Origin of the sequence: Rathayibacter sp. AY1C4 (assembly GCF_002932195.1) — a bacterium.
Classification (GTDB): Bacteria; Actinomycetota; Actinomycetes; order Actinomycetales; family Microbacteriaceae; genus Rathayibacter.
In genome coordinates this window covers 86,046-110,116 of the sequence record NZ_PSWE01000008.1, presented here as the reverse complement: position 1 = coordinate 110,116, position 24,071 = coordinate 86,046, and the positions used below count along the sequence as shown (strand labels likewise).

The window sequence follows — 24,071 nt, the reverse complement described above, 5'->3', positions numbered from 1 at the left end:
ACGACGGCCAGCGCGACCAGGCGGGCCTTCGCGGGGTTCCCCTCGACCAGCGCTGCGAGGGCGTCGGCGCGGTAGCCGGAGGGGGCTCGATGCGCAGCAGCGTGTGCGCGAGGTCGCTGCCGCCCGTCATCCCGGAGGACACCGCGAACCGGTGAGCGGTGAGACCGAGAGCGATGACGCGATCCGCGTCCTTGGGGAGGGTCTTGCGGGCGAGGAACGTCGCGATCCACTCGCGGCGCACCTTCTCGGCCGCGCTCCACGCCTTGTTGTTGGCGATGAGCACCTTGCGCTCAGCGGACTTCTCGGCCCGCTCCTCCTCGGCCTCCTCCTCGGACTGCGGCTGCTCGGGGGCGCCGTAGGCGTAGGTGAATCCGGCGGCGGTCGGGTCCTGAACCAGGAGCGTGACCTCGACCTCGCCGCGCCAGCTGGTGTCGATGAGCACTCCGCGGCCGGGAGCGGCGGCGACCTGCTCCGGGGTGACGCTCTTCCCGTCCTCGCCGCGCAGCTGCCGCACCGGCGTCCACGTCGCCTGGTCGCCGTAGGCGTCGGAGCGGGTGAGGATCTGGAAGACGTTGCCGGTGTACTCGGCGGCGGTCGCCGCGAGGAGCCCCTGGTGCGCGGCCTCGTCGCGGAGGGTCTGCGCGGTGTGCTCGAACTGGGCCGGGTCGTGGGTGGCGACCTCGATCAGGGTCGCGCGGGCGTCGGCGTCGTCCTCGAACTCCAACAGCACCGCCGCCTGGTCCAGGGTCAGCTCGTGCTCGTGCAGAACGGACGTGACGGTCGCGGACTCCGCGACCGCAAGCCCCTTCTTCACCGCGTCGGTCTTGGTGCGGTGCGCTTGGCGATCGCTGCGGCGGACACGCCCTCGAACGCGAGCTGCGCCCACGCCGCGGTGCGGTCCGCGACGCTCAGTTCGGCGCGCTGGTCGTTCTCGATGATCTGCTGCACGATCCGATCCGCGGTTGTCTCGTCGCCCTCCACGACGTAGACCGGGATCGTGGGCACTCCGGCCTCGCGGGCGGCGAGGGTGCGGCGCTGTCCGGCGCGGACGATGACGTTGCCGCGCTCGTCGCGACGGGCGAGGACCGGGGTGATGACGCCGTTCTCGCGGATCGACGCGATGAAGTCCTTCGTCAGCGGGGCGCTGGGGCGCACGTTCGCCTCGATCACGAGGGTGGTCGGGTCGATGTGCTGAACGGTCCCGGTTCCGGTGGTGATAGTCACGATGGTTTCTCCTCAATCGGTGTGCGACTATGAAGGTGACGAGTCCCGTGGTTCTAGTCCAACTACAGGGCTTTTGTCGTCTTCCTGATCGTTTTTCTTTGCCTCTCCGGCGAGTGAAAACCAATTGAGTGGAGTCGGCGGAGTGACGGCTCTCTCGGGCGAAATAAGGGAGCGTGCGACCGCGTCCGAGAGAGACGGCACGTAGCCGGCGGAGCGAGATAGGTTGAAACCGCGGAGAGGTGAAGAAAACCTGGAAACGCGCCGCGTAGCGGCTCCCGCCGGCGGTGCTCCGTCGCCGCTGCGCGTGCGGAGCTCGCGCCCCGCCGGAGAAACGACGTCGGTAGGCTTCGGGCAGGTGACGCTTGATCACCCCGAACGGGAGAACGACATGAACGCCGTGATCTACCGCATTCGCTCCATCGCCGCATCGCTCCGCGCGAAGTTCACCACAGCGCCGACGGCGCTGCCGAAGGATCCGTTCGGGGAGCCGCCCCGCGAGGCTCACGACCCGCACTCGTATCAGGAAGAGTCGTGGAAGGCACCTGCGCCCTCCACGATCAACTTCCACTAAAGCCATGCTCCCCGGGGGAGTGTGAGGGGGTCGCCCCTCACGGGCCGGCCCAGGAGGCCGGCCCCTCCCCCGCACTACTCGGCGGGCGTCAGGAACGCGATCAGCGCGGCGGCCTCGGCGGTGCCGTCGTCGTAGACAGGCATCGCGCCGGGTCCGCACTCCCCCGGCAGTCCGAGCGTGTTGCGGGTGTGCGCGAGGATCTCCGCGTCGGTCGCGGTGGTGTTCTCCGGGTCCTCGTCGCGGCTGATCGCGAGGATGAGCGCGAGCTGTTCGGCCGTGGCGCGGCCTGTGACGGTGCGGGTCATGGTGTGGTCCTCTCAGCGGTTCAGGAACGGGGCGACGCGGCGGATCGCTGCGCGGCGGGCGTGGGCGACGCAGTGGCGGAATGAGCCGCTGGTGATGCCGTGCAGCTGGTCGGAGTGCCACGCCTCCCAGACCCCGGACTTGCGGCGGGTGACGTGCACCGAGGGCATCGTCGTGGGGTCGGTGCCCACGACGCGGACGTCGACCGCGCGGGTGTTCGCGAGCGTGAGGTAGGTCTTCGCGGTGGTCTGCAAGTCGGTGGTGGTCTGCATGGTGTGAGTGCTCCCTCTGGCTGATCGTTTTTCTTTGCCTCTCCGGCGGGGAAAACCGTTTGAGTGGAGGTGGCGCAGTGACGCCGATAGCGGGCGAAATAAGCCCGCAGGGCGCGTCCGCTAGCGGTGGCACGGAGCCGGTGGAGCGAAATAGGTTGAAACCGCGGAGAGGTGAAGAAAACGGGTGGAACGGGCCGCATCGCGGCCTCCCAAAGGCGGCGCTCCGTCGCCGTTGCGCGAGTGCAGCTCGCGCCCCGGAACGGGACACCGGGGAGCGTGAGGGGGTCGCCCCTCACGGGCCGGCGCCGCCGGCCCCCGCGCTCGAGCGGGTCGTGTCAGCGTCGGATGCGACGATGGAGGCATGTGGGAACTGGCACACCGGACGCGCGCGGAATCGGCATCAACGGTGGTGCGCAGCAACGCGGCGACGAGCGCCGCGGCGATCGCGGAAGTGGGCACAGCGATCTCGGAGGATCACGTCATCCTCTACGCGGTCCGGATCGCGAACGGCTCGGAGTAGAACCCACCGGGATTCGCTCGGAACCACTAGCGTTGCGATCAGTTCTGGAAAGCGATGGTCTCGTGATGGCAAACGTATTGAAGTTCGTCGGAAAGGCGTTCGTGATCGTCTTCCGTCTTCTGGGCGCGGCGGTGTCCGCGGGACTCGCTGCTCTGGGCGTGGGCAGCTTCCAGCAGCCCAACCCCGGACCGCCTCCGTCCTCTACGGAGAACCGCGAGTATCGGCCGTAGAACGGCGAACTCTGCGGCGGATGGCGGAGTATCTCGGAGGGCCGAGTCCTACTCAGCCGCGGGGGCGGCGTTTCGGTGGGGTGCGCGCTGGGTGGTTGTGGTGACGACGGCGGTCGCGCGGGTGAGGTTGGGGCCGATGGCGTCGGCTTCGAGGACGCGGCCGGTGCGGCGGTTCTCGCCTTCGCCCCAGGCGACGGTGCGCTCGTAGCCGACGACGATCACGGCGTCTCCCTTGTGGAGGGAGGCGAGCACGTGCTCGCCGAGTTCGAACTTCGCTTCGACGTAGTGCGTGGTCGGGGCGTCGTGCGGGGTCCACTCCCCCGCGCGGTATTCGCCGGTGTTCTCGATGACGCGCAGCTTCACGATCTGCACGCGGCCCGCCTGCACGGCCTCGGGGTCGGCGGCGAGGTTGCCGGTGATGGTCCTGGTGCTCATCTGTCGTCTCCGTAAGTTTGGTGGTGGCCCGAGGGGGCCGAATGTGGCTTATCTGTCGTCGCCGATCGTGTGGCTCAGCAGGAGTGGCCGTCCGGTCCCCTGGGGTGCCCCTGGCCGCTAATTGAGATGTGCGTTTCGGTCGCTGTTTACGGAGATGACGGTTGGGTGCTCCTCGGGCCTACACGAGGTAGATCAGAACCGAGGAGGACGAGTTGAACGATCAACGAGCTCACGTCTGGGTGGGCATCGATGCAGGCAAGGCGCATCACTGGGTGACAGCGATCGACGACCAGGGCGCCATGCTCTGGACGAAGAAAGTGAGCAACGACGAAGGCGAGATCCTCGATTCGATCGCCGAAGTGCTCGCCCTCGGCGAGAACTTCACCTGGGCAGTCGACATCGTCGGCACGACATCTGCGCTGCTCCTCGCCCTGCTCGCAAGCCACGGCCAGTCCGCGTTGTACGTCCCCGGACGGATCGTGAACCGGATGGCCGGCGCGTACCGGGGCGAAGCGAAGACGGACGCCCGGGACGCCTACGTGATCGCCGAAACAGCACGGCACCGCCACGACCTGACCCCGATCAGGATGCCGGTCGAGATCATCGCCGACCTCAAGCTCCTGATCGCCCACCGCGGCGATCTTGTCGCCGACCGCGTCCGCATGCTCAACCGGCTCCGTGACGTGCTGACTGGCATCTTCCCCCGCCTCGACCGAGCATTCGACTACGCCAAACACAAGGGCGCGCTCGTCCTCCTCACCGGCTATCAGACTCCAATCGCGCTTCGCCGGATGGGGCAGGCGCGCCTGACGAAGTGGCTGAGCCGCCGAGGCGTGCAGGGTGCTCCCTCGGTCGCGGAGGCTGCTCTCGAGGCCGCGAGCGGGCAGCAGACGCAGATCGGCAACGAGAGAATCGCGGCGCAGATCATCGCCGACCTTGCAACGCAGATCCTCGCCCTCGACACTCGCCTCCGAGCGCTGAAGAACCAGATCACCACGATATTCCGCGCGCACCCGCAGGCCGAGATCGTCGAGTCGATGCCCGGGATGGGTCCGATCCTCGGGGCCGAGTTCCTCGCAGCAGCCGGGCCACTCGACAACTACGCCGACGACGGCCACCTCGCCGCAGCAGCTGGGCTGATACCCGTTCCGCGAGACTCCGGACGTCGAACCGGGAACATGCACCGTCCCAAGCGGTACAACCGACAGCTGCGCCGCTCGCTCTACCTCTCAGCGCAAACTTCGGTCATCCGCGAAGGACCCAACCGCGACTTCTACCTCAAGAAACGCGGCGAAGGGTACAAGCACACGCAGGCACTCCTCGCCCTATCCCGACGACGCGTCAGCGTGCTCTGGGCCCTGCTGCGCGACAACCGCACCTTCACCCAAGCACCTCCGAGTCGCGTTGCGTAGGCGAGCTCGACTTCGGAAGGAGCGCTATGCAGAGGGACTCTGAACGTTCGCAGCCGCAGTGAGCCGCCGATGGCGGTGCCACCGCGGGCTGGAGGGCGATGCCTCTTCGGACGCCGTAGCGTGGGCAGCGCTATCGTCAAGCTCGACAAGGGGAGGGCCGATGCGAGCCGAATGGAACGAATCGTTCTTTGATGCACAGCGCGAGGAGCCGCTGATCTACTGGGTCTGCTTCTGGACCGGCACCGACGACGAGCTGGCGGTGACGCATGACCCGCAGCGGATCACGGATGCCAGCTCGGTCGAGGAAGTTCTCGCCTGGGTGCACGACACAAAGGGCGAGCGAGACTTCGAGCTGTTCGTGGAGACCCACAGCAACGCCGAGACCCGCGAGCACGGCTGGACGCGCACCCGAAATCTCATCCACCTCGCCGGCGATTACCGCCCACCCGGAACGACGTCCACTCTCTCCGCGAGCCTTGAGAACTAGCAGGACCCCTTCTGACCGTCGACTTCCCGCGTCAACGGCTCGAAGCGGGACTAGGCCGCCTTGACGTCCTCATTGAGACTCCTGCTCGTGCGGTTGGTGGGTCCCGTCGACGTCGACGGGTTCTCGTTCGCGGCCGCGGCCGCGGGTGTGTCGGTGGGGGGTGTCTCGATGCCCCAGGACGCCAGAGCGTCGCGGCGGGTGACTTCCACGGGCGGCTCGGACAGCGCTCTGCGCTGTTCGAGCTCGGCGCGCGTGACGGTGAGGGCGGGAACGCGGCGCTCGTCGCCGTAGGCGAGGCGGTACAGCCGGTCGGCCTCGTTCTCCAGCCAGTCGACTTCGCCTTGCCGGTCGGCCTGTCCGGCGAGGTACCCGGCCCGGTAGTCGTCGCCAGTGACGTTCGGGCCGGTCATGCGGCGTGCTTCTCGATGAGGTCGGGGCGAAAGCCCGACCAGTGGTCCTGGTCGCTCGCGACAACCACGGGGGCGGCGGAGTAGCCCAGCTCCTCCGTGACGTACGCGAGCGCTGCGGGGTTGGTGGTGATGTCGACGGTGGTGTACTCGATGCCCTTCTTCTCGAGCACCCGGTAGGTCATGGTGCACTGCACGCATGACGGCTTCGAGTAGACGGTGAGCATCAGTCGTCCCACCGGTCGCCGCGGTGCGGGTCGTGCTCGTCGTTGACCGGGGACCAGGCGTGCAGCTCGGCCCACTTCTCGGCGGCGTCGGTGTGTCCGGCCTGGGTGAGGAGGTCGATGATGCCCGTCGCGCGCCAGCACGGCAGCGTCGGAGCGATCGCTTCCGTGACGGCCGGGTCGGAGAGCGTGGCCGCGAAGGCCGCGACGGCCGCCTGGTAGGTCGCCGCCGGGTCGGGCGTGGTCTGCTGCTGCTCGCTCATCGGTGGGTTCCTTCCGGGGTGTGGGCGTCGCCTTCGTCGTCGTCGCTCGCGTGCTCCGCGATCCACAGGTCCGCGGCCTCATCTCGTCCGAATGCTCGCAGGAGTCCGGCCAGCGCGTCGACCTCGGCGCAGCTGAGTCGTACGGCCAGCTCGTCGGCGGTTTCTCCGTGGGAGAACACGGACGCGAACTCGGCCACCGCGCCCCAGAGGGTCGGCTCCTCGGCCGCGGGGCTGGTGGTGATGGTGTCGGACATGGCGTTTGCTCCTCGGTGGTGGTGCGGGTCAGGATTCGGTGCGGGTGAGGGTGTCCACGAACATGACGCCCTCGGGGCCGGGGATCGTGGCGGTGTGTGCCAGCGCCCACCCGTTGCGTGCCAGACCTGAGAGGTCGACGTCGCGCTCGGCGATCCGGCGCAACTGGCTCTGCATCCCCTCCTCGTTCGCGGCCGGGACGAAGGTGCTGACGGTGGTGATCTGCTGCATGTTCTTCCTCTTCCTCATCGTTCTTTTGCCGTGATTCTCAATCAGATTTGTCAAGCCAGCGGGGGCTGTCTGGCTTGGTCGTTCTTCCTTCTCTCCCAGCGTTTTTTACCTGGAAGGCACGTAGTGCCGAGCAGGGTCGAAGGCGGGAGCGCAACCCGGAGGGCGGCGGAGGAGAGGTTGTCGGCGCGATGGGAGGGAGCGCAGCGACCGCGTGCCGAGAACCTCGGAGGAGCCGGCCGCGCAGCGGCTTGCGTGGACGCCGCAGGCCCGTACGCTGCCGAAGGCTTCCAGGCAAAAAATGCGCGCAGCGCCCAACACCGCGCCGACTGCAGGTCGGCGTCCGCTCGTCCGCAGTGTCGCCACGCAGGGGTTCCATCGGCCGGAGGACGATCCCGTACGGGACGGTCCAGGCCGCCGTTCAAGCACCTCGAAGCAATGACCGGACGTCCTCGAGCGTGAACCCTGTCATGACGGCAAGCTCGTGCTCATTCGCGCCAGGAAGGGAAAGCCCGGCTCCCGTGTACGGTTCGGATATCACGTCGCGTGAGACCTCCAGCACCGCGGCGGACACGCTGTGAGGAATGTGGACGAAGGGGAGTCTCAGTGCAGCCCAGGAATGTCGCAGCGGCTCTCTTGAGCCTGCTCCTCCTCACCTCATGCGCGGCCACGCCACGGGCAAACGAAGGACCAGCAACCACCGGCGAAACCGACTCCGACAGAGTGGCCGACGAATGGGTGGAGTTGCCAGAGTCGCCGCTATCCGCCCGCCAGGGCGTCAGCGCCCAGGTAGTCGGCACACGCTTCGTTCTGATCGGTGGATCCACCGACCTGGCATGTCCTCCGACTGCGAGCTGCGTGCCGTCCCTTACCGGCTACCGGAGCGATGGGGCTGTCTACGATCCGGACACGAGAACCTGGCAGCGGATCGCGGAGGCGCCGGTTCCGGTGAGCTTCTTCAGCACCGCGGCAATCGATGACAGCCTCTACCTCCTTGGCGCAGCGGATCTCACAACGGGCGACGACGTGTTCCTCCGCTACGACCTCGGCGCAGAAGAGTGGCAGCCCTTGCCGGACCCACCGACCACCGGCAGCAGCATCATCGCCACCGATACGCAGATCCTCGCGATCGCCGGGACGAACGAGTTCGGTCCTACCGAGGATGCCTTCTTCTCACCCACGACCGGAGCGTGGACCCCGTTACCGCCGGATCCGCTCGGCGACAGCTTCAATCGGAGCGCGGTCTGGCTCGGCGATCGCCTCCTGCTCTCTGGTCAGCAACTGATCGACAACCCAGGCGCGGAAGCTCCCTCGCTGACCCGGATGGCCGAGCTCAACGCAGACCTGACGACATGGACGCTGCTGCCAGGCAGTCCGATCATCGGCGGCAGCCCACTCGCTGTCGGGAATGACGTCATCTTCCCCGAGCGGGGAAGCGCGGACGGTGGTGAGGTGGGGAACTGGGGCCGCTTCTACGACCTCGGCGGAATCTGGAATGCCTCGACTGGAGAATGGAAGACGCTACCGGCGGGCAGGCCGGACCATGCTCAGCACGGTCTGTGGACGTCTGCACGCGGAGCAGTCAGCAGCAACCTGGCACTCCTCGATGACTCGCTCCTCAATCTGTCGGAGCGCACCTGGAGCCGGATTCCAGAACCGCCACGTGGCACCCGCCTCGGTCAGGCGGTAGTCGTCGGAGAGGGCGCGGTCCTCGTCTGGGGAGGCACCGATGGTGCACAAAACGTTGCCGACGGCGCAATCCTGTACCTCTGACCCGGGGTACACGTCAGCTTCACGCACCAGCTAGCTTCCCGCGCCGCCTCCAAGAACAGAGACGCCACTTTGGCCAATGGACCACGCGCAGTGTGGCCAGCGCATTCATCGGCCGTGTACGGGCGGCCGTCCTGAACCTGGCAACCTTCCCACGCACGGGTCTGATCGACTCCGCGTTTCAAGCACCGGCATCGAAAGTACGGACCGCTGACACATCCGCAACGGCCCCGGACGCGGATCCGGCAGGGTCTGTCGATGTGATTGAGTACCTGGTCTGGTCCCGGAAGATCGCCCAGATCACGTTGATGCGGCGTCGAGCGAGAGCGATCAGCGCCTGCTTATGAGACTTGCCTTCACGTCGCTTCCGTTCGTAGAACGAGCGCGAGACGGGGCAAGTTCTGAAAGCGATGAAGGCCGCCTGGAAGCAGGCGTTCAGCAGGCGCCGGTCGTAGCGCCTGGGCCGGTGGTGGTTGCCGGAGATCTTCCCTGAGTCGCGAGGTACCGGCGCGAGGCCGGCGAAGCTGGCCAGCCGATCGGGACTCTCGAACGCGGCGAGATCAGCACCGGTCGCGGCAAGGAAGTCCGCGGCGATCCTGCGCCCGAATCCCGGGATCGACACCAGCAATTCCGCCGAAGTGCTTCCCTCGAGCGCTGCTTCAATCTCTGCCTCCAACTCGGCGAGCTCGTCCCGGATGCGGAGAAGGTCATGCGCGGACCGGCTGATCAGCCGAGCTGCGGCAGCTTCCCCCACGACAACGGAGGTCTGTTCACGAGCGGCCTCGATCGCTGTTTTCGCGACGACCGCAGACTTCCAGCACCCCTGCCCCCTCAGCCACGACGCGAGACGGCTCTCTCCCATTCGCCGGATCGCTGCGGGCGTCGCGTACCGAGTGAGCAGCACCAGTGGCCCCCTGGTCGTTGCGAAGTTGAACGCTGACTCCAGCGACGGAAAGTAGTGGACCAGGATCGCGCGCAGCCGGTTCACGGCGCGGGTGCGATCGTGCACCAGGTCCTCCCGCCGGGCCGACAGCAGGCGCAGATCCGCCGTGACCTCGTCGGCCTGGCGCATGAGCGTCACGTCTCGCCGGGTCCGCGCCTGGTCGGCGATGATGACCGCGTCCTTCGCGTCGGTCTTCGCCTCGCCCCTGTAGGCGCCCGACGCGTGGTGGATCACGCGTCCCGAAATGTAGAACAGGGGCTGAGCATGGGAGCTGAGGAGCGACTGCAGCAGCCCTGTCCCGCCGTGGTTCAGATCCGTCGCCCACGCGACGTCCGTCCCACCCGGCAGAGACGCGACGTCACCCATCAAGGTCAGGATCGCCGATTCTCGGTTCTTAAACCGCTGCGACAGCAGCTTCGTTCCGTTGCCATCAATGACGACACAGTGATGTTCGGTCTTGCCGGCGTCGATACCGGCCCAGAGTTGGGGCACGCAGGGTCCTTCCGTTGAGGGGCGCGGTGCGCCATGAACGACCTTGCCGGCATGTCCTTACGGGGCGATCTGGTCGCGTTTCTCCATTAGCGGTCCTGCCGTTGCGGGATCCCGGGCGGCTAATCACGGCGTGCCATCAGTCGGCTGAAGGCGGTCAGCCATACCCGGGATCCCTGGCGCGTTCCGGAGCCTACAACTGCCCCGGATCCACGGAAATAACGGTAAGGAAGGCGGTTCTCCGCCTGAGCAACCGAAGGGCGCAGTGCAACCCGGAGGGCGGCGGTGGAGGGAGTTTCGGCGCGAAATAAGGGAGCGCAGCGACCGCGTGCCGAAGTTTCGGAGGAGCCGGTGGCGCAGCCACTTGAACGGAGCCCGTAGGTAGCTACGACCGCAGCGAAGCGGAGGGAGCCGCCGAAGGCTTCACGGCAAAGAAGCGTGAGCCCAACGGGCGACATCAGCGGCCGGCACCGCCGGCCGAACCTCTGGGCGGCGCTCCGTCGCCGCTGCGCGAGTGCAGCTCGCGCCCCCGGAACGGGGATGCCGGGGAGTGTGAGGGGATCGCCCCTCGCGGGCCGGCTGGAAGGCCGGCCCTCCCCCACCTGCGACCCCTGCATGTGAGACCGAGATCCGACTGCTGGACGCGGCGGATCTGGGGCACACCGAGATCTGATCGTCGCTGAAGGCCGGGGTCCCGCTCCCGGCCTTCGTCATTTCTGGTCCCCACCCGGAAAGGGGCCGCCGCGGAGGGACATCTGCCCGTTCCTGCACGGATGTTCACGGTAACGTCAGCCGACTCCTCAGCGGCGAGGAGGTCGGCGGGAGCTCGTGCCCCCGCCTGCTGCCGCTCGGGGCACTCAGCGAGGACCGACCCAGAGGACGACCATGCGACGACGACACGCCCTGCTCCCTGGAGCGCTCACCGGACTGCTGCTGGCCTCCGGGCTCGTCGCCGGAGGGCCCGCCGCGGCTCCAGCGGCGGCCGCTCCGGTGGCCCCCGCTCCCGCCGCTCCCGCTCCCGCTCCGGACCGCCCCGTCGCGGCTCCGGACGCCGAGCCCACCGTGATCGAGCCGGAGGCGGACGCGACGACGCAGCAGGCCGCCCTCGCCCTCGACGCCGACTTCGTCGACGTCGAGATCCCGGCGCGCGCCCAGGTGCAGACGCACCGCGTGACGATCGCGCTCGTCGCTCCGCAGGGCACCGTCCCGGGCGGGTACACGACCGCCGACGCCGTCCGCGCCCTCGACCTCGTCGACCGGTTCTACTCCCGCGAGACCAGCGGGGCGATCCGCTTCGAGCTCGACCAGGTCGTCGACTGGCAGGTCGTCGACCAGCCGATCGGCTGCACGAACACGGGCGGACTGCAGGACTGGATCGCGCAGAGGACCGGCTGGCAGCGCGGACCGGGCAAGCACCTGGTCGCCATGGTGCCTGAGGGTGACCCGTGCCCGAACTGGGCCAACGGCGAGCAGTCCGGCGATCCCGATGACGGCGGACGCGCGTTCCAGCCCGGACCGGACGCGTACTTCCTCGCGCACGAGCTCGGCCACAACCTCTCGCTGCCGCACGCCTACAGCGTGAACTGCGCCACGACCCGCGACTACGCCTCCACCCCGCTGCCCGCGGACTGCCGCCGCGAGGAGTACGGCAACCGGACCGACGTGATGGGCGGCGCCTGGTCGTTCCTGCCGCTGTCGTCCCCGTCGCTGGCGCGCCTGGGCACGCTGCCGAACACCCGCCAGCCGGTCTGCGGCGCACCCCGCACCACGACGCTCGACACCCTCGGAGCCGGACCCGCCGGCCGGCGTGCGCTCACCTGGAACGACCCGCAGGACACGGGCATCCGCTACTGGGCGCAGTACAACGACCGCGCCGACACGACGTCCGACGGCGGCGCGTACACGAGTCCCTTCCAGGTGCGCCGCGACGTCTCGGGCGTGCAGATCCTGCGCTCGAACCCGGGCCAGCCGTACGCCGGCGACCTGCTCGAGCGTCCGGGCGACGCGAGCGAGGCGAACGAGTTCGTGCTCGCCGGAGAGAGCGCAGTGCTCAACTCCGGCATGTCCGTGCGGGTCGACCGGATCGACGAGCTCACCCGGACCGCGACGGTCACCGTGACCGTGCCGTGCACCGACTACGTCGGCGACATCGCTCCGCTCGCCTCGTCGACGAGCGCTTCGTACACCTCGCCGTGGACCTCGGTCGGAGCGGTCGCCGACGGCGCCGCCTCGACGATCTGGGGCTCCTGGCCCCGGGTCGGAGAGCAGCACGTCGAGCTGCGCTGGCCGAGCGCCGTGACCGTCGACCGCGCCTCGGTGCTGTTCGCGAGCGACGCGGCCGACACCGACGGACGCGGGCTGATCCCCGCGCGGTCGTGGCGGGTCGAGCACCTGGTCGGCGACGTCTGGACTCCCGTGAGCGGAGCGGCTCCCGCCCGCGAGCGCGACGTGCTGAACCGCGCGACGTTCGCTCCGGTGACCACGACGGCGCTGCGGCTCGTGTTCACGGCGTGGGGAGCCGGCGAGTACGGCGGGTCCACGGGCGTGGCCGAGATCGAGGTGAACGGCATCGCCCTCGCGGCCTCGGCGGAGGCGCGCGGGACGCTGCAGAGCGTGCCGACCGCGACGACGCGCGACCTCGCGCAGTCCGTGCTGGTGCGCGACTCCTCCGGTCGCGCCCTCGCGGGCCGCTCGGTGGGCTTCGCGATCACCGGGCCGGCGGCCTTCGAGAGCGGAGCGACGACCGCCGCGGTGCTGTCGGGCGCCGACGGCGTCGCCGCGCTCCCCCGGATCCGCACCGGCTCCACCGCCGGCACCGTCTCGATCACCGCGCGCGTCGACGGCGTGACGACGGCGCTGGCCGGAGCGAGCGTTGCGCCCGGCGCCTCCGTCACCGCGAAGGCGACCTCGCGGCTGATCCTCGGGAAGGTCGTCGTCACGGTGACGGCGACGAACACCGGCCGCGCGGCCGCCGATCTGACCGTCGTGACGCCCTACGGCACGGCGTCCTCGGCCGCGGTCGCCCCGGGCGCCACGGTGACCAAGGTGTTCCGCACGGGCAAGAGCTCGATCGCCGCCGGCACCGGCACGGTCACGGCCGTCTCGGGCGCCTCGCGCGCGAGCGTCTCGGTGGTCATCCCGCGCGCGTGACCGGGACGGGGGCTGCCCGCCCGCCAGGACGACTCCGTCCGGGCGGGCGGCTGCTGTTGGCGTCGAGGTGACGCGCCCGGCGACGTGCCGCGGCGGAGTGATCGGGGGACACGATGAGGCGGACGACCGCAGGGATCGCACTGGCAGGAGCACTGCTGCTCGCCCTGACGGGATGCGCGGGCGGAGGCGGGACGGTGGGCGAGGTCCGACTTGTAAGCATGACAACAAGTCAGCGCGGCCCGCTCGTCAGAACAGAGGAGGGAGCTGCCCTGAGGTGAGGATCAGCCGCAGCCCGACCGCGAGAAGAGCGCCCGTCGCGATGACGACTGTCGTCGGCGTTCTGGTCCCAGTGAGCGCGCTGGTCGGTGATGATGAGGGCGACCTGATCGGGGGTCGCGAGGCCGGTGTCGGTGTCGGTGCGGTACATGGTCTGTTCCTCTCAGCGGGTTGCGGCCAGCGCGGTGTTGATGTCGACGGTGATCCCGCGCTCCGCGAGGCGGTCGAGGGTGGCGGGCTCCTTCGCGATCTGCTGCCAGCCCTCGGGCGAGATGACGACCGCGGGATCCCCGTCCGCGTCGTTGAAGACGACACAGGTGCGCGAGTCGAGAACGGCCCCGGTGCGCGGGCAGAGGATGTTCTTGCTGACGAGGTAGGTGACCATCTGGTCACGGAGGATCGCTTCGAGGGTGTCCATGTGTGTTGCTCCTGCTCCTGGCTGATCGTTTTTCTTTGCCTCTCCGGCGGGGAAAACCGTTTGAGTGGAGCCGGCGGAGTGACACCGATCACGGGCGAAATAAGCCCGTAGGGCGCGTCCGGGATCGGTGGCACGCAGCCGGTGGAGCGAAATAGGTTGGAACCGCGGAGAGGTGAAGATTCTCAATCAGGTTTGTCAAGCCAGCGGGGGTGGTCTGGCTCGGTTGTTCTTCCTTCTCTCCCAGCGTTTTTTTGCCTGGAAGGCACGTAGTGCCGAGCAGGGTCGGAGGTGGGAGCGCAACCCGGAGGGCGGAGGAGGAGAGGTTGTCGGCGCGATGTGAGGGAGCGCAGCGACCGCGTGTCGAGAACCTCGGAGGAGCCGGCCGCGCAGCGGCTTGCGTGGACGCCGGAGGCCCGTACGCTGCCGAAGGCTTCCAGGCAAAAAATGCGCGCAGCGCACAACACCGCGCCGACTGCAGGTCGGCGTCCATGTCGGTGCCCGCGTCCGAGATCGTCTGCGCACCAGGGGCGTGCTGCTCCATCGGGCCGCACGTGCTGCCTTTGTATGCAGTGCGTACCGCTGAGAAGCCGCATCTCTCCGCGGAGTAGGCCGGTTCCGCCGCGCCACGGGTGCGAGCATGACCGTAGGAGGCCTGGATGCGTGACGCGGTGATGGTCGTCGAAGACGACGTCGAGATGGGCGAGCTCATCAAGCGGGGCCTCACCGGCGACGGCTACGACGTCGACCTGTTCTCGAACGGGGTCGACGCGCTCAATTCGGCGCGCGAAGCGGACTACTCCGCGGCGATCCTCGACGTGATGCTCCCGGGGATGAGTGGCTTCGAGATCTGCCGGCACCTGCGCGCGAGCGGTGCCACGCTCCCGGTGATCATGCTCACCGCCCGCGACGCCCTGCAGGACCGCGTGTTCGGCCTCGACGCGGGCGCCGACGACTACCTCGCGAAACCGTTCCACTTCGAGGAGCTCTCCGCCCGCCTCCGAGCGATGATCCGCAGAGAGCACCTCACGAACCGGGCACCGGTCGTGCTGGGAAATCTGCGCGTCGACCCCTACGCGCACGCCGCGACGGTCGACGGCGCCGTCCTGCCTCTGAGCCCCAAGGAGTTCGGCGTCCTCCGCGCGCTCGCGGCGCGCGCCGGGGACTTCGTGCCGCGGGAGGAGATCCTGCTCGAGGTGTGGGGGTCGGCGGAGTTCGTGGACCACAACATCGCGGAGCAGTACATCAGCTACCTCCGCCGCAAGCTGGCCGCGGGCGGGGCGTCGGTCGAGATCCTCACCCGACGGGGTGCGGGCTATCGCCTCGGGGTGACGCCGTGAGCTGGCGGTCCCTGTCGATCCGGGTGCGGATCACGGTGTCGAGCCTGCTGGTCGCGATGCTGTTCTTCGGGATCGTCGCGGTCGTCGTGCGCGAGCAGCTCGATCACATCCTCGATGCCTCCACGATCGAGCTGGTCCGCTCGGGAGCGTCGCAGGCGCTGATCGAGGAGAGCCGCGACACCGCCGAGGCCGTCGTCGGCGGCGTCAGCACGACGCTCCTGATCGCCCTCGCGATCCTGTTCGTCGCGTTCGCTGTGACGTCCTGGGTCCTGGTCGGCCTCGCGCTGCGCCCCGTCGGCAGGATGCGCGCGATCGCCGACCGGCTGCGCCAGGGACGCTCCACCGAGCTGCTCCCGGTCGGGCCCGCCCGCGACGAGCTCTCCGACCTCGCCTCGACCCTGAACGCGCTGATCGCGGACCTGCGGGAGTCGGCGGACCGGGAGCGGCGGCTCGTCGCCGACGCGAGCCACGAGCTGCGCACCCCGCTCGCCGCGCTGCGCACCCGGCTCGAGCTCGCTGAGCGGGTCCGCGACGATCCGGCGGCTCTCTACGCCGATGTCGTCGACGCGCGCCGCTCGATCGACCGCCTGCAGTCCCTGACGGACGGGCTGCTGATCCTGTCGAGGATCGACGCGGGCATCGCTACCGGCGACGCCTCCTCGGCGGCTCTGCGGGAGGAGGTAGCCGACAGCGTCGACCGCGCCCGGATGCTCGCCCGCGAGCGGGACCTCGCGATCGACTTCGTCGCCCCCGCCTCGATCGTCGCCGCCCGGTACCCGATCTCCCCGACCGATTTCGGCCGGATCCTGGACAACCTGCTCGCGAACGCCGTCACTGCGACGCCCGACGGCGGCAGCGTCAGCGCGACCCTCGTCGAGCGCGCCGAAGAGATCGTCCTCTCCGTCGACGACGACGGCCCGGGCGTTCCTGACGCGTTCCTCGCGGTCGCGACTGACCGTTTCACCCGCCCGGATGCCGCCCGCTCCCGCGACGGCGGCGCCGGCCTCGGGCTCGCGATCGTCGCCGGTCTCAGCCGCGCCGCCGGCGGCGAGCTCCGACTCCGCAACCTCGCCCCCCACGGCCTCGGTGTCGACGTCCGCATCCCCGCGACGCAGCCCCACCCGACCTCTCTTAAGGAGAACCGATGATCGACCCCCAATCCCTCCTCGACGGCGCCGGACCCTGGGCGATCGCCCTGGTCTGCCTGATCGCCTTCGTCGAGACGGGCCTGCTGATCGGGTTCTTCCTCCCCGGTGACACCCTCCTCTTCTTCACCGGTGTCTTCGTCGCGACCGGCGTGATCTCCCTGCCGGTGCCGCTGGTGATCCTGATGGTCGCCGCCGCCGCGTTCCTCGGCGACCAGCTCGGGTTCGTCATCGGCCGCGCGAGCGGGCCGCGGATCTTCGAGCGCAAGGACAGCGGGCTCTTCAGCCGCTCGAGCGTCGCCCGCACCCAGTCGTTCTTCGACCGGTTCGGCGGCTGGGCGGTCACCATCGCCCGCTTCGTGCCGGTCGTGCGCACCTTCGCCCCCGTCGCCGCGGGCGTCGGGAAGATGCACTACGGCCACTTCGTCGGCTTCAACGCACTCGGCGCCGCCGTCTGGTCCACCGGCGTGATCCTCCTCGGCTTCTTCCTCGGGCAGATCCCCGGCGTCGCGGACTTCGTGGGGAAGTACATCGACATCGTCCTCGTCGGCATCGTCGTGATCAGCCTCGCCGGGATCGCGCTCACCTACTGGCGGCAGAAGAACCGCGCCGGACGCGACGCCTGAGCCCAGCGCTCAGGGGGTCGCCGTGACGGCCGCGCGCGGTCGGCGGAGCGCGATCACCGCGACCAGCAGCAGGAACACCGCGAGGGCCGCGAGCGTTACCGGGCCGGTGCCCAGGCCCAGGCCCTTCTGGGCGACGGGATCCGCGAGCCAGTCGCAGACCGAGGCGCCGAGCGGTCGCGTGACGACGTAGGCGGCCCAGAACGCGAGGACCGCGTTCCGCCCCGTGAACCGGTGTACGAGAGCGGGGATCGCGATGATCGCCGCGAACAGGACGGCGGAGGGCAGGTAGCCGAAGCCGAGGGTCGACGCGGTCAGGTCGCCCGCTGCGGTGCCGAGTGCGAACGTCCCCGAGACGGCGAGCCAGTAGAACGCGGCCCGGCGCGGCGTCGTGATCGAGTGGATCGACAGCGTCCGCTCCACCCGCCACCACACGGGGAAGACCGCCGCGAGAGCCACCGCGAACCCGAGGGTGGAGACGAGGTACGGGACACCGGCGACCACGTGCAGCACGTCGGCGGCCATCGTGCCGAAGACACTCACCATCAGCACCGCCAGCCAGTACACCCAGGGGACGTACCGGCGGGCTGCGAACTGCAGCGCCAGCGCGGCGAGGAACGCGAGCCCGGTCACTCCGACAACGATCACCGGGTCGAACGCGGTCGCGAGGAAGTCCGACGCCGTCTCGCCCATCCCCGTCGTCAGCACCTTGAGGACCCAGAACAGCGCCGTCGCCTCGGGCACCGTCGAGGCGGCGTAGCGGCCGGCGAGGAGGCGGGAGCGGATCCGAGGGAGCGGAGGGCGGCGCTGATCGGTGAGATGCGTCATGCCGCCATGGTCGGGCAGTCTGCGGCACCCGGGGCTGGGGGCTTCGCCGGGTCCGTTGAACAAGCGCACAGCGACCCGCTCACCGGCAGCGCTGCCCGCTGCCTTCCGCCGTCATCTGGTCGGACGGTGCCCGGAGAAGCGCCGCCAACGGAACGACGGTGATGCAGCACGTTCGGTGTGCAGCCTGACCGCGAGCGGCGCCCAGACGATCAACGCCACCCCGGCGCCCAGGAGCAGCCCGCCGACGGTGTCGGAGATCCAGTGCGCACCGAGGTAGGTGCGGCTGAGCATCATCGCCACCGTGTAAAGGGCTCCGGCGATGCGGACCCACCACAGCGGGAAGACGATCGCGAGGACCATCGCGGTCGTGGTGGCGTTCGCGCTGTGGCCGGAGGGGAACGAGCCGAAGTCGGCGTTCACGAGGATCTCCAGCGGCCGCGGACGACCGACAGCGTTCTTGAGGATCTGCACCAGCAGCCCGCTCAGCGGCGCGGCGATCGCGAAGTACGTCGCCGCCCACCGACCCCGCCAGACCAGCAGCCCCACGAACACGACGAGCGGAATCACGATCGTGCCGACGATCCCGCCGCCGAGGCTGTTCATCACCAGCGACGGCACCAACCAGAACGTCGACCGGTGCTCGATGATCTCGTTCATCCACGCGGTGTCGAACCCGAACGGCTTGTCGTGCTCCCGGTAGAAGATCAGCGCGGCCAGAAGTCCCGTGAGCAGCACCGCGAGGCCCGCCGAGATCAGCGGCCAGCGTCGCGCCGCCCGATAGGCGATCGCACCATCGGCCGGGGGTCCGCTGTTCGGCATCAGTGCCGTCCTCCTCGCTCGGCGCGCAGCACGCCGGAGGAGTCCACGCTACGAATGCGCGGGCTCCGGGTGCGGAGGATTCCCCCGCATCCGTTGTGAAAGCACAGAACCTGAGCCCATCGGCTCGGTACCGACCTGGTCGAACCGCGGAGCTTCGGGTCGTTGTGAGCAAACACAACGCAGCACGGCGCATCCCGAGCCGCCGCCCACGTCCCGGCTGGGACTCTGCGGGCATGGACATCTCAACGACGGCAGCACCGTCCCGCGGCCGGCGGCTGCTCAGCAAGGTCCCCGAGGTCACGATCTGGTTCTGGATAATCAAGATCCTCTGCACCACGGTCGGTGAGAGCTTCGCCGACTGGATCAACATGGTCCTCGGCGTCGGCCTCATCGCGACGGCTGTGATCTTCATCATCGTCACCGCGGTCGTGCTCGCCGTGCAGATGCGGCTGCGACGCTACGTGCCCGCCGCGTACTGGCTGACTGTCGTGGTGATGAGCGTCACCGGCACCCTGCTCACCGACATCCTCACCGACCAGCTCGGAGTGCCTCTCTGGGCCAGCTCCCTCGTCTTCTCGCTGCTGCTCGTGATCGTGTTCGGCGTCTGGTATTCGAAGGAGCGCACCCTCTCGATCCACAGCATCGACACCACCCCGCGGGAGGCGTTCTATTGGGTCACCGTCCTGGTCACCTTCGCGCTCGGCACCGCCCTCGGCGACTGGACTCTCGAGCTCACCGGCTGGGGCCCTGGCGTCTCGATCCTCCTGCCCCTCGCCCTGATCGCCATCGTCACGGGCCTCTGGCGCTACGGAGCGAACCCCGTCCTCGCGTTCTGGATCGCCTACATCCTCACTCGCCCCCTCGGCGCCAACATCGGCGACTGGCTCGGCCTCTCCCCCGACGAGCAGGGCCTCGGGCTCGGCACCTTCGTCACCAGCATCATCTTCCTGCTCGCGATCCTCGCCACCGTCGTCTACCTCTCCCTCAGCAAGGCCGATGTCGACAAGGGCGCATCCGAGCACTACACCACGCCAGTCGCCCGCGAACGCCGTTCACTCGTCGCCTTCGCGGTCCTCGCCGTCGCTGTCGTCGGGCTGCTCGCCTTCACCAACAGCCAGCCGCACACCAGTCCGGCACCGGAAGGCGCAGCCCCGGCCTGCGATGCGTCGGGAACGCTGTCCGCAGCTGACGCGAAGGCATCCGTTCAGACCGACTTCCCCTCCGCCGACGTGCAGAACTTCCAGACGATCACCGCCGACACCCTCGCCCTCGTCACCAGCGGCGATCAGGCCGGCGCGAAAGCCCGCGCCACCGACCTCGAGACCGCCTGGGACGACGCGGAGCCCGCACTGAGCGCCGCGAACTGCCAGACGTGGACCTACGTCGACCAGCAGATCGACCCCGTTCTCTCCTCCGTCCGCGCCGGCAGCCCCGACCCGGTTGTCGAGAAGACGAGCATCCAGGACCTGCTGACCACTCTCGCCGGACGCTGACATGAGGCGTCACGGTCTTCTTTTGCGACCCGAATCCGGCCTCCTCCGACCAATTGATCACTGCGGCCCTGCCCTGCCGCCGCCGCAGCGGCATCAGCGCGACTCAACACATCGATCGGAACCGGTCGGTGACAAATCGGTCCGCTACTGAACCCATGCTCGAGCTCGTAGACGCACTCCGAGCACACGGGGCTGCCGACCAGGCCGGCGTCCGCGAGGTGCTCCACCCAGGGGTGCGAGCACTCAGCACAAATCTCAGCGAGCAGAACCCGGAACCGGGCGCGGCGCGAACGGCGAGCGTCAGCTCGCCGGCGCCACTGCGAGAGGCCGACCATCACGTGAGCGTAGCGAGCGCGCCACCAAGCAATCGCGCGCTTCGCCTCATCCGCATCGCCTCTGGCGTCCCGTTTGGGGATTCCCATACGGACGGTAACTAAGGATCTATCCGGCGGTGATCAGCTCGCCGGGCGCACCGAGAGACGCGAGGTCGACATCGCCCTGTGACGTCAGGAGCTCTCCGCTGATCCCGTCGTAGACGGCGGTGAAGACGTCCACCCGATGGAGGTCGAAGCCATAGGGCACGTCTGTTCTCTCCGCGGGCGCGTGCACGGTCAGCGCCCAGACCGGCTCGTCCTGTGCGACCCAGTAGTGGTCCGCGAGAGCGGGGTCATACGCGGCGAGCTCCTCGTACGTGGTTCCGACCGCGTAGATCGGGTACTGCTTCTTCTCCTCCGCACTGAGCGTCGAGAGGAGTCTTCCGGTGCCGTTGGCCAGGTCGAGCGCCGGATTTGTCAGCTGCTGGACGTCGATGATCGGCCCCTCAGAGGCGGCGGCGGCGATGGGGGTGCCCGGCGGGCCCTGTGTCGGGACGGTGGGTGTCAGGGCCTCCGTCGTCTCCGTTGGTTGGGCAGGCGTCTCGGTGGAGATGGGGCTCATGCTGGCGGTGGCGTCGATGGTGACGGGGCCGGAGCGGATGCGCATCGTCGTGGAGGTCTGGGTGAGGCTGACGTCCTTGGTGCCCAGGACGTCCATCAGCCACTGCTCTCGTTCGCCAGCGGCGGCGAGGCAGCCGACGTAGGTCGTCGCGGGGCCCCCGCTGACGACCCACAGGGATGTCTGCAGACCCGCGGACTGGAGGTCGTAGGTCAGCGTGTTGCACGGCCCGTCGACGCTGAGCTTCGACCGGCCGTCGATGCCGATGATGCGAAGACTGACGGGGTGATCGAGCAGCCATCCGCCTGATCCTTGATCGCCGATGACAGCGGTGGTCTCGTAGACGGGCTTGGTCGCGTCTTCGGCGCTGAGCAGTTCACCCGGCAGCTGCGCCGTCGACGGCGACCCGGGGCTGCTGGCGCTCGTCGCGCATCCACTGGCGAGGAGCGCCGCGGAGAGGCAGAGGATTATGAGGGGGAGGACTCTCGCCCGCCTGACGGTCACTGGTCCACTCCGGTCTGCGTCGCGGGCGGGTTGGTGCAGTCGACCGCGGTGGTCAGTCCCGTGAATATCTCGATCCGGCCGCCCTTTTGGCACACCTGCGTTCCTGCGAGGGAGAACAAGGCGGCGTCCGTCCCGTCTGCGTCGGTCCCAGCGAGCGCAGCACACGCCGCTGCGAGCGACGCAGTGGACTGCTTCGCGGGCGTCTGAATCTCGCCCGACAGGGCGACGCCCTGCCCGTCCTGTTCCCAGCAGGTGACGGGCGCTGCGACCGGAGTGCCGCGCTCCGTCGTCACCGCCGTGAGGACAGCGACGCTGAGAATCGCGCCCGCGATGCCGGCGAGGGTCACCGCCGCGGCCTGGCCGAGACGTCGGCGGCGGCGGATGCGGTGCGCGAGGCGTGCGCTGATGCGCTCGAGCTGCTCGTCGCTCAGGTCAGGATCGTCCATGGTCTTCTGTCCGTTCCGTCAGGGTTCTCGCCAGTGATGTCCGCACCCGCGAGAGGCGGTTGCGGACAGTCCCGTGGGACAGGCCGAGGGAGCGAGCGGCATCGCTGTAGCTGAGGTCGTCCTCGATGCACGCCGTCCAGATCGCCCGGTCCGTCGCGCTCATCTGCTCGACCAGACGCCGCACGTCGAGCAGCCGGTCGCTCGTCTCCGCGTCGACGCCGCGAGAGGCGGTGTCGTCGGAGAGGGGCAGGTGGCGTCGGCGCTGCTCGCGGCGATTGGTCGAGAAGCTGAGGTTGCGTACCGTGACCAGCAGCCAGGGCAGCACCGACTCCCCCACGATGCGCACGCTCGTGCGGCGCTTCCAGAGCAGGAAGAAGCTCTCCTGAACGACGTCCTCCGCCTGGCCGGCGTCCGCGAGGAAGCTTCCCGCGGCGCGGTAGACCGCGCGGCCGTGCATCCGGAAGAGAACGTCCAGCGCCGACGGGTCACCGCCGCGAAGTCGATCCACCAGCGTCGCCTCAGCAGCACCGACCACCCGACATCACCCCCTCAGTAGTGAATGCCCTCAGAGCACCGTTTCGTCTCAGGCGTCATTAACGAACTTTGTCAATTCGACAGTGCCTCTGTGACCTATCCCCTACCGGACGCGCGCCAGATCATCATCCGCGCGCGACGGTCGGCCTGGCATCGCGCCGCCGTGATCATCGCTCGGGAGTCGAGGGACGGCCTTGAGGCATGTGGGAGGCGATGGCCGCGAGGGCGAAGCCGACGAGTGCGGTCGGCAACGCCAGGATGCACCAGACGATTTCCCACCCGTGGTGAGCATGGGCCCCGCTTGTCGCGCGAATGACGGTGAGGACCCAGACGCTGATAGCGCTGGTGAGGGCGACGATGCCAGCCGCGAGGAGGAAGGCTTTCCCTGCTGCGGCCTCCTCGTCGGTGGGCATCAATCCCATGCCGATTCCTCTCTCGCTGATGGAGAGGTAGGTCAGCACGACGGGCGCGACGATCATCCCGAGGACGGCGATCGCGGCGATCACCGGACTCAGGGGTCCCTTCCGAGCGACGTCAACCACGCAGTGCACACTATCCGCGCGTCGCTAAGCCCCCCCCTGCGAGCGGGCCGCTCGTCGTCCGGCATGGAGACGCCCTGCCGGACGCCCGCTGGATCATCCCCATACGGGACGCGCACAAGGCGCTCGGGTTCGCGAGACTGAACTGATGTCGGGGTTGCTGGTCATCGATCTCGTGTCGCGCGTGATCAGAGCACGCTGCGGCCGAGCCGCGGCGCACGAGAGGTGACGCGCCCGACGTCGGGAATCAGCACGCCTCATGATTCACGGCGACGGAGAACAGGACATCAACCGGCCGATCTGCGGCGTCGGCTCAGTGCCCAGACGAGCGCGCCCGCAAGGAGCACCGCGCAGGTCAGCCCGGCGACGTGCAGGACGAGCGACGGCATTCCGTTCTCGGGGAGCAGGAAACCGTACGGCACCCACCCGTCGGTCGCTCCGCGGACGAGCACGACGACGACCCAGACGATCGGGTAGGGCAGGACCACCCACAGCCGTCGCCAGGAGAGCGGTCCGCGGTCGGCGACGACGATCCAGTCGAGGAGGACGAGGGCGGGGAGCGCCACGTGCAGGACGGCGCTGACCCAGGGCGGGGCCGTGCCGGTACCGGGGACGAGGGTGTTGTAGATCACGGCGACGACGATCAGGTAGGCCGTCGCCGCGCCGCGGACGTAGCTCAGCCACACCGGAGTCGGACGGCGGGCGAGCGCGACCGATCCGGCGACGATCAGCACCGCGCTCGCGAGGAGGCTGGTCTGATTCGTGAAGTAGCCGAAGTAGTCGAACGGATTCGACTCGCCGGCCACGATACTCAGCGCGTAGGTGTGGAGGATCACCGCGACCGCGGCTGCACCGACGGCGATGCGCGCTACACCCACGAATGGGCGGGTCGGTGCCGGGGAACTCATCGGGTCAGCCTAGGAGCCGTTGGGCTTCCTGCTGGCCCGCAGCAGACCGGCTGACAGCGGTCAGCCCGCCGGCACCGTCCGCATCTCC

29 protein-coding genes are annotated in these 24,071 nt (G+C 69.0%); 10 read left to right on the top strand and 19 right to left on the bottom strand.

Annotated elements, in window-relative coordinates:
* Positions 1–401 precede the first annotated feature (401 nt).
* Complete coding sequence (locus C5C99_RS17070; RefSeq protein WP_181074558.1) at positions 402–542, top strand: hypothetical protein; 141 nt, start codon at positions 402–404, stop codon at positions 540–542.
* A 268-nt stretch (positions 543–810) separates the two neighbouring features.
* Here C5C99_RS17070 and C5C99_RS06095 read toward each other — a convergent pair whose 3' ends face one another.
* Complete coding sequence (locus C5C99_RS06095; protein WP_181074557.1) at positions 811–1,224, bottom strand: ParB/RepB/Spo0J family partition protein; 414 nt, start codon at positions 1,222–1,224, stop codon at positions 811–813.
* A 355-nt stretch (positions 1,225–1,579) separates the two neighbouring features.
* Between C5C99_RS06095 and C5C99_RS06090 the strand changes: the two genes are divergently transcribed.
* Positions 1,580–1,795, top strand: a complete 216-nt coding sequence (locus tag C5C99_RS06090) for a hypothetical protein (RefSeq protein WP_146076862.1) — start codon at positions 1,580–1,582, stop codon at positions 1,793–1,795.
* Between the two features lie 74 nt (positions 1,796–1,869).
* Here the strand turns inward: C5C99_RS06090 and C5C99_RS06085 are convergent, their stop codons facing one another.
* The 3 genes from C5C99_RS06085 to C5C99_RS06075 form a co-directional block, all read right to left on the bottom strand.
* On the bottom strand, positions 1,870–2,100 hold the full coding sequence (locus C5C99_RS06085; RefSeq protein ID WP_104319919.1) for a hypothetical protein: 231 nt from the start codon (positions 2,098–2,100) through the stop codon (positions 1,870–1,872).
* A gap of 12 nt (positions 2,101–2,112) precedes the next feature.
* Positions 2,113–2,370 (bottom strand): hypothetical protein, encoded by a 258-nt coding sequence (locus C5C99_RS06080; RefSeq protein ID WP_104339783.1) that lies wholly within the window; start codon positions 2,368–2,370, stop codon positions 2,113–2,115.
* A 798-nt stretch (positions 2,371–3,168) separates the two neighbouring features.
* Positions 3,169–3,555 (bottom strand): single-stranded DNA-binding protein, encoded by a 387-nt coding sequence (locus tag C5C99_RS06075; protein WP_104339782.1) that lies wholly within the window; start codon positions 3,553–3,555, stop codon positions 3,169–3,171.
* A 212-nt stretch (positions 3,556–3,767) separates the two neighbouring features.
* Between C5C99_RS06075 and C5C99_RS06070 the strand changes: the two genes are divergently transcribed.
* Both C5C99_RS06070 and C5C99_RS06065 read left to right on the top strand, forming a co-directional pair.
* On the top strand, positions 3,768–4,967 hold the full coding sequence (locus C5C99_RS06070) for an IS110 family transposase (protein ID WP_104320010.1): 1,200 nt from the start codon (positions 3,768–3,770) through the stop codon (positions 4,965–4,967).
* 160 nt (positions 4,968–5,127) lie between these two features.
* Complete coding sequence (locus C5C99_RS06065) at positions 5,128–5,454, top strand: hypothetical protein (RefSeq protein ID WP_104320009.1); 327 nt, start codon at positions 5,128–5,130, stop codon at positions 5,452–5,454.
* A gap of 50 nt (positions 5,455–5,504) precedes the next feature.
* Here the strand turns inward: C5C99_RS06065 and C5C99_RS06060 are convergent, their stop codons facing one another.
* The 5 genes from C5C99_RS06060 to C5C99_RS06040 are packed head-to-tail and all read right to left on the bottom strand — an operon-like array spanning position 5,505 to position 6,831.
* Positions 5,505–5,864 carry a hypothetical protein gene (locus C5C99_RS06060; RefSeq protein WP_104339781.1) on the bottom strand — a complete coding sequence of 120 codons (360 nt, stop codon included), beginning with the start codon at positions 5,862–5,864 and terminating at the stop codon, positions 5,505–5,507.
* Positions 5,861–6,091 (bottom strand): glutaredoxin-like protein NrdH, encoded by a 231-nt coding sequence (gene nrdH, locus C5C99_RS06055; protein WP_056045893.1) that lies wholly within the window; start codon positions 6,089–6,091, stop codon positions 5,861–5,863. The genes C5C99_RS06060 and nrdH overlap by 4 nt, the downstream gene beginning before the upstream one ends.
* Positions 6,088–6,348, bottom strand: coding sequence for a hypothetical protein (locus C5C99_RS06050; protein WP_104256091.1), 261 nt, complete (start codon positions 6,346–6,348; stop codon positions 6,088–6,090). Before C5C99_RS06050 ends, nrdH begins: the two co-directional genes overlap by 4 nt.
* Complete coding sequence (locus tag C5C99_RS06045; RefSeq protein ID WP_219813609.1) at positions 6,345–6,602, bottom strand: hypothetical protein; 258 nt, start codon at positions 6,600–6,602, stop codon at positions 6,345–6,347. The genes C5C99_RS06050 and C5C99_RS06045 overlap by 4 nt, the downstream gene beginning before the upstream one ends.
* A 28-nt stretch (positions 6,603–6,630) precedes the next feature.
* Entirely contained in the window at positions 6,631–6,831 is a 201-nt protein-coding gene (locus C5C99_RS06040; RefSeq protein ID WP_104261639.1) for a hypothetical protein, read from the bottom strand.
* A 720-nt stretch (positions 6,832–7,551) separates the two neighbouring features.
* On the opposite strand from C5C99_RS06040, the gene C5C99_RS06035 reads away from it, so the two are divergent.
* The gene (locus C5C99_RS06035; RefSeq protein ID WP_104339780.1) at positions 7,552–8,601 is read left to right on the top strand and encodes a hypothetical protein; all 1,050 of its coding nucleotides are present in this window, start codon (positions 7,552–7,554) and stop codon (positions 8,599–8,601) included.
* Between the two features lie 178 nt (positions 8,602–8,779).
* Here the strand turns inward: C5C99_RS06035 and C5C99_RS06030 are convergent, their stop codons facing one another.
* Complete coding sequence (locus tag C5C99_RS06030; RefSeq protein ID WP_104339779.1) at positions 8,780–10,033, bottom strand: IS110 family transposase; 1,254 nt, start codon at positions 10,031–10,033, stop codon at positions 8,780–8,782.
* An 882-nt stretch (positions 10,034–10,915) separates the two neighbouring features.
* Between C5C99_RS06030 and C5C99_RS17065 the strand changes: the two genes are divergently transcribed.
* Entirely contained in the window at positions 10,916–13,180 is a 2,265-nt protein-coding gene (locus C5C99_RS17065) for an Ig-like domain-containing protein (RefSeq protein WP_181074556.1), read from the top strand.
* 229 nt (positions 13,181–13,409) lie between these two features.
* Here C5C99_RS17065 and C5C99_RS06020 read toward each other — a convergent pair whose 3' ends face one another.
* On the bottom strand, positions 13,410–13,607 hold the full coding sequence (locus tag C5C99_RS06020; RefSeq protein ID WP_104273022.1) for a hypothetical protein: 198 nt from the start codon (positions 13,605–13,607) through the stop codon (positions 13,410–13,412).
* 12 nt (positions 13,608–13,619) lie between these two features.
* Complete coding sequence (locus tag C5C99_RS06015) at positions 13,620–13,874, bottom strand: hypothetical protein (RefSeq protein ID WP_104308045.1); 255 nt, start codon at positions 13,872–13,874, stop codon at positions 13,620–13,622.
* Positions 13,875–14,530: 656 nt separating this feature from the next.
* On the opposite strand from C5C99_RS06015, the gene C5C99_RS06010 reads away from it, so the two are divergent.
* From C5C99_RS06010 to C5C99_RS06000, 3 genes are read left to right on the top strand one after another with little or no spacing between them, the layout of a single operon-like run.
* Complete coding sequence (locus tag C5C99_RS06010; protein ID WP_104223238.1) at positions 14,531–15,211, top strand: response regulator transcription factor; 681 nt, start codon at positions 14,531–14,533, stop codon at positions 15,209–15,211.
* Positions 15,208–16,359 (top strand): HAMP domain-containing sensor histidine kinase, encoded by a 1,152-nt coding sequence (locus C5C99_RS06005; RefSeq protein ID WP_258063647.1) that lies wholly within the window; start codon positions 15,208–15,210, stop codon positions 16,357–16,359. The genes C5C99_RS06010 and C5C99_RS06005 overlap by 4 nt, the downstream gene beginning before the upstream one ends.
* Positions 16,356–16,982, top strand: a complete 627-nt coding sequence (locus C5C99_RS06000; protein WP_104250829.1) for a DedA family protein — start codon at positions 16,356–16,358, stop codon at positions 16,980–16,982. Before C5C99_RS06005 ends, C5C99_RS06000 begins: the two co-directional genes overlap by 4 nt.
* Positions 16,983–16,991: 9 nt before the next feature.
* Here C5C99_RS06000 and C5C99_RS05995 read toward each other — a convergent pair whose 3' ends face one another.
* Together C5C99_RS05995 and C5C99_RS05990 are read right to left on the bottom strand one after the other, a co-directional pair.
* A complete protein-coding gene (locus C5C99_RS05995; RefSeq protein WP_104339778.1) occupies positions 16,992–17,807 on the bottom strand; it encodes a hypothetical protein in 816 nt (271 codons plus the stop codon).
* 111 nt (positions 17,808–17,918) lie between these two features.
* Positions 17,919–18,626 carry a phosphatase PAP2 family protein gene (locus C5C99_RS05990; RefSeq protein ID WP_258063646.1) on the bottom strand — a complete coding sequence of 236 codons (708 nt, stop codon included), beginning with the start codon at positions 18,624–18,626 and terminating at the stop codon, positions 17,919–17,921.
* A 233-nt stretch (positions 18,627–18,859) separates the two neighbouring features.
* On the opposite strand from C5C99_RS05990, the gene C5C99_RS05985 reads away from it, so the two are divergent.
* Positions 18,860–20,119 (top strand): hypothetical protein, encoded by a 1,260-nt coding sequence (locus C5C99_RS05985; protein WP_104339777.1) that lies wholly within the window; start codon positions 18,860–18,862, stop codon positions 20,117–20,119.
* Between the two features lie 441 nt (positions 20,120–20,560).
* On the opposite strand, the gene C5C99_RS05980 is transcribed toward C5C99_RS05985, so the two are convergent.
* From C5C99_RS05980 to C5C99_RS05960, 5 genes are all read right to left on the bottom strand, one after another.
* Positions 20,561–21,556: a hypothetical protein gene (locus C5C99_RS05980; RefSeq protein ID WP_104339776.1), complete on the bottom strand. Its 996-nt coding sequence runs from the start codon at positions 21,554–21,556 to the stop codon at positions 20,561–20,563.
* Positions 21,553–22,002, bottom strand: coding sequence for a hypothetical protein (locus C5C99_RS05975; RefSeq protein ID WP_104260259.1), 450 nt, complete (start codon positions 22,000–22,002; stop codon positions 21,553–21,555). Before C5C99_RS05975 ends, C5C99_RS05980 begins: the two co-directional genes overlap by 4 nt.
* A complete protein-coding gene (locus tag C5C99_RS05970; protein ID WP_146082413.1) occupies positions 21,989–22,510 on the bottom strand; it encodes an RNA polymerase sigma factor in 522 nt (173 codons plus the stop codon). Before C5C99_RS05970 ends, C5C99_RS05975 begins: the two co-directional genes overlap by 14 nt.
* 193 nt (positions 22,511–22,703) lie before the next feature.
* Complete coding sequence (locus C5C99_RS05965) at positions 22,704–23,042, bottom strand: hypothetical protein (RefSeq protein WP_104297602.1); 339 nt, start codon at positions 23,040–23,042, stop codon at positions 22,704–22,706.
* Between the two features lie 320 nt (positions 23,043–23,362).
* Complete coding sequence (locus C5C99_RS05960) at positions 23,363–23,953, bottom strand: Pr6Pr family membrane protein (protein WP_258063645.1); 591 nt, start codon at positions 23,951–23,953, stop codon at positions 23,363–23,365.
* Positions 23,954–24,071: the final 118 nt, after the last annotated feature.

What these genes read in the sequence shown, in the direction of transcription:
- C5C99_RS06085 (WP_104319919.1), bottom strand. Translation starts at nt 2,100, where the DNA reads ATGACCCGCACCGTCACAGGCCGCGCCACGGCCGAACAGCTCGCGCTC.
- C5C99_RS06080 (WP_104339783.1), bottom strand. Translation starts at nt 2,370, where the DNA reads ATGCAGACCACCACCGACTTGCAGACCACCGCGAAGACCTACCTCACG.
- C5C99_RS06075 (WP_104339782.1), bottom strand. Translation starts at nt 3,555, where the DNA reads ATGAGCACCAGGACCATCACCGGCAACCTCGCCGCCGACCCCGAGGCC.
- C5C99_RS06065 (WP_104320009.1), top strand. Translation starts at nt 5,128, where the DNA reads ATGCGAGCCGAATGGAACGAATCGTTCTTTGATGCACAGCGCGAGGAG.
- C5C99_RS06060 (WP_104339781.1), bottom strand. Translation starts at nt 5,864, where the DNA reads ATGACCGGCCCGAACGTCACTGGCGACGACTACCGGGCCGGGTACCTC.
- C5C99_RS06050 (WP_104256091.1), bottom strand. Translation starts at nt 6,348, where the DNA reads ATGAGCGAGCAGCAGCAGACCACGCCCGACCCGGCGGCGACCTACCAG.
- C5C99_RS06045 (WP_219813609.1), bottom strand. Translation starts at nt 6,602, where the DNA reads ATGTCCGACACCATCACCACCAGCCCCGCGGCCGAGGAGCCGACCCTC.
- C5C99_RS06040 (WP_104261639.1), bottom strand. Translation starts at nt 6,831, where the DNA reads ATGCAGCAGATCACCACCGTCAGCACCTTCGTCCCGGCCGCGAACGAG.
- C5C99_RS17065 (WP_181074556.1), top strand. Translation starts at nt 10,916, where the DNA reads ATGCGACGACGACACGCCCTGCTCCCTGGAGCGCTCACCGGACTGCTG.
- C5C99_RS06020 (WP_104273022.1), bottom strand. Translation starts at nt 13,607, where the DNA reads ATGTACCGCACCGACACCGACACCGGCCTCGCGACCCCCGATCAGGTC.
- C5C99_RS06015 (WP_104308045.1), bottom strand. Translation starts at nt 13,874, where the DNA reads ATGGACACCCTCGAAGCGATCCTCCGTGACCAGATGGTCACCTACCTC.
- C5C99_RS06010 (WP_104223238.1), top strand. Translation starts at nt 14,531, where the DNA reads ATGCGTGACGCGGTGATGGTCGTCGAAGACGACGTCGAGATGGGCGAG.
- C5C99_RS06000 (WP_104250829.1), top strand. Translation starts at nt 16,356, where the DNA reads ATGATCGACCCCCAATCCCTCCTCGACGGCGCCGGACCCTGGGCGATC.
- C5C99_RS05995 (WP_104339778.1), bottom strand. Translation starts at nt 17,807, where the DNA reads ATGACGCATCTCACCGATCAGCGCCGCCCTCCGCTCCCTCGGATCCGC.
- C5C99_RS05990 (WP_258063646.1), bottom strand. Translation starts at nt 18,626, where the DNA reads ATGCCGAACAGCGGACCCCCGGCCGATGGTGCGATCGCCTATCGGGCG.
- C5C99_RS05985 (WP_104339777.1), top strand. Translation starts at nt 18,860, where the DNA reads ATGGACATCTCAACGACGGCAGCACCGTCCCGCGGCCGGCGGCTGCTC.
- C5C99_RS05975 (WP_104260259.1), bottom strand. Translation starts at nt 22,002, where the DNA reads ATGGACGATCCTGACCTGAGCGACGAGCAGCTCGAGCGCATCAGCGCA.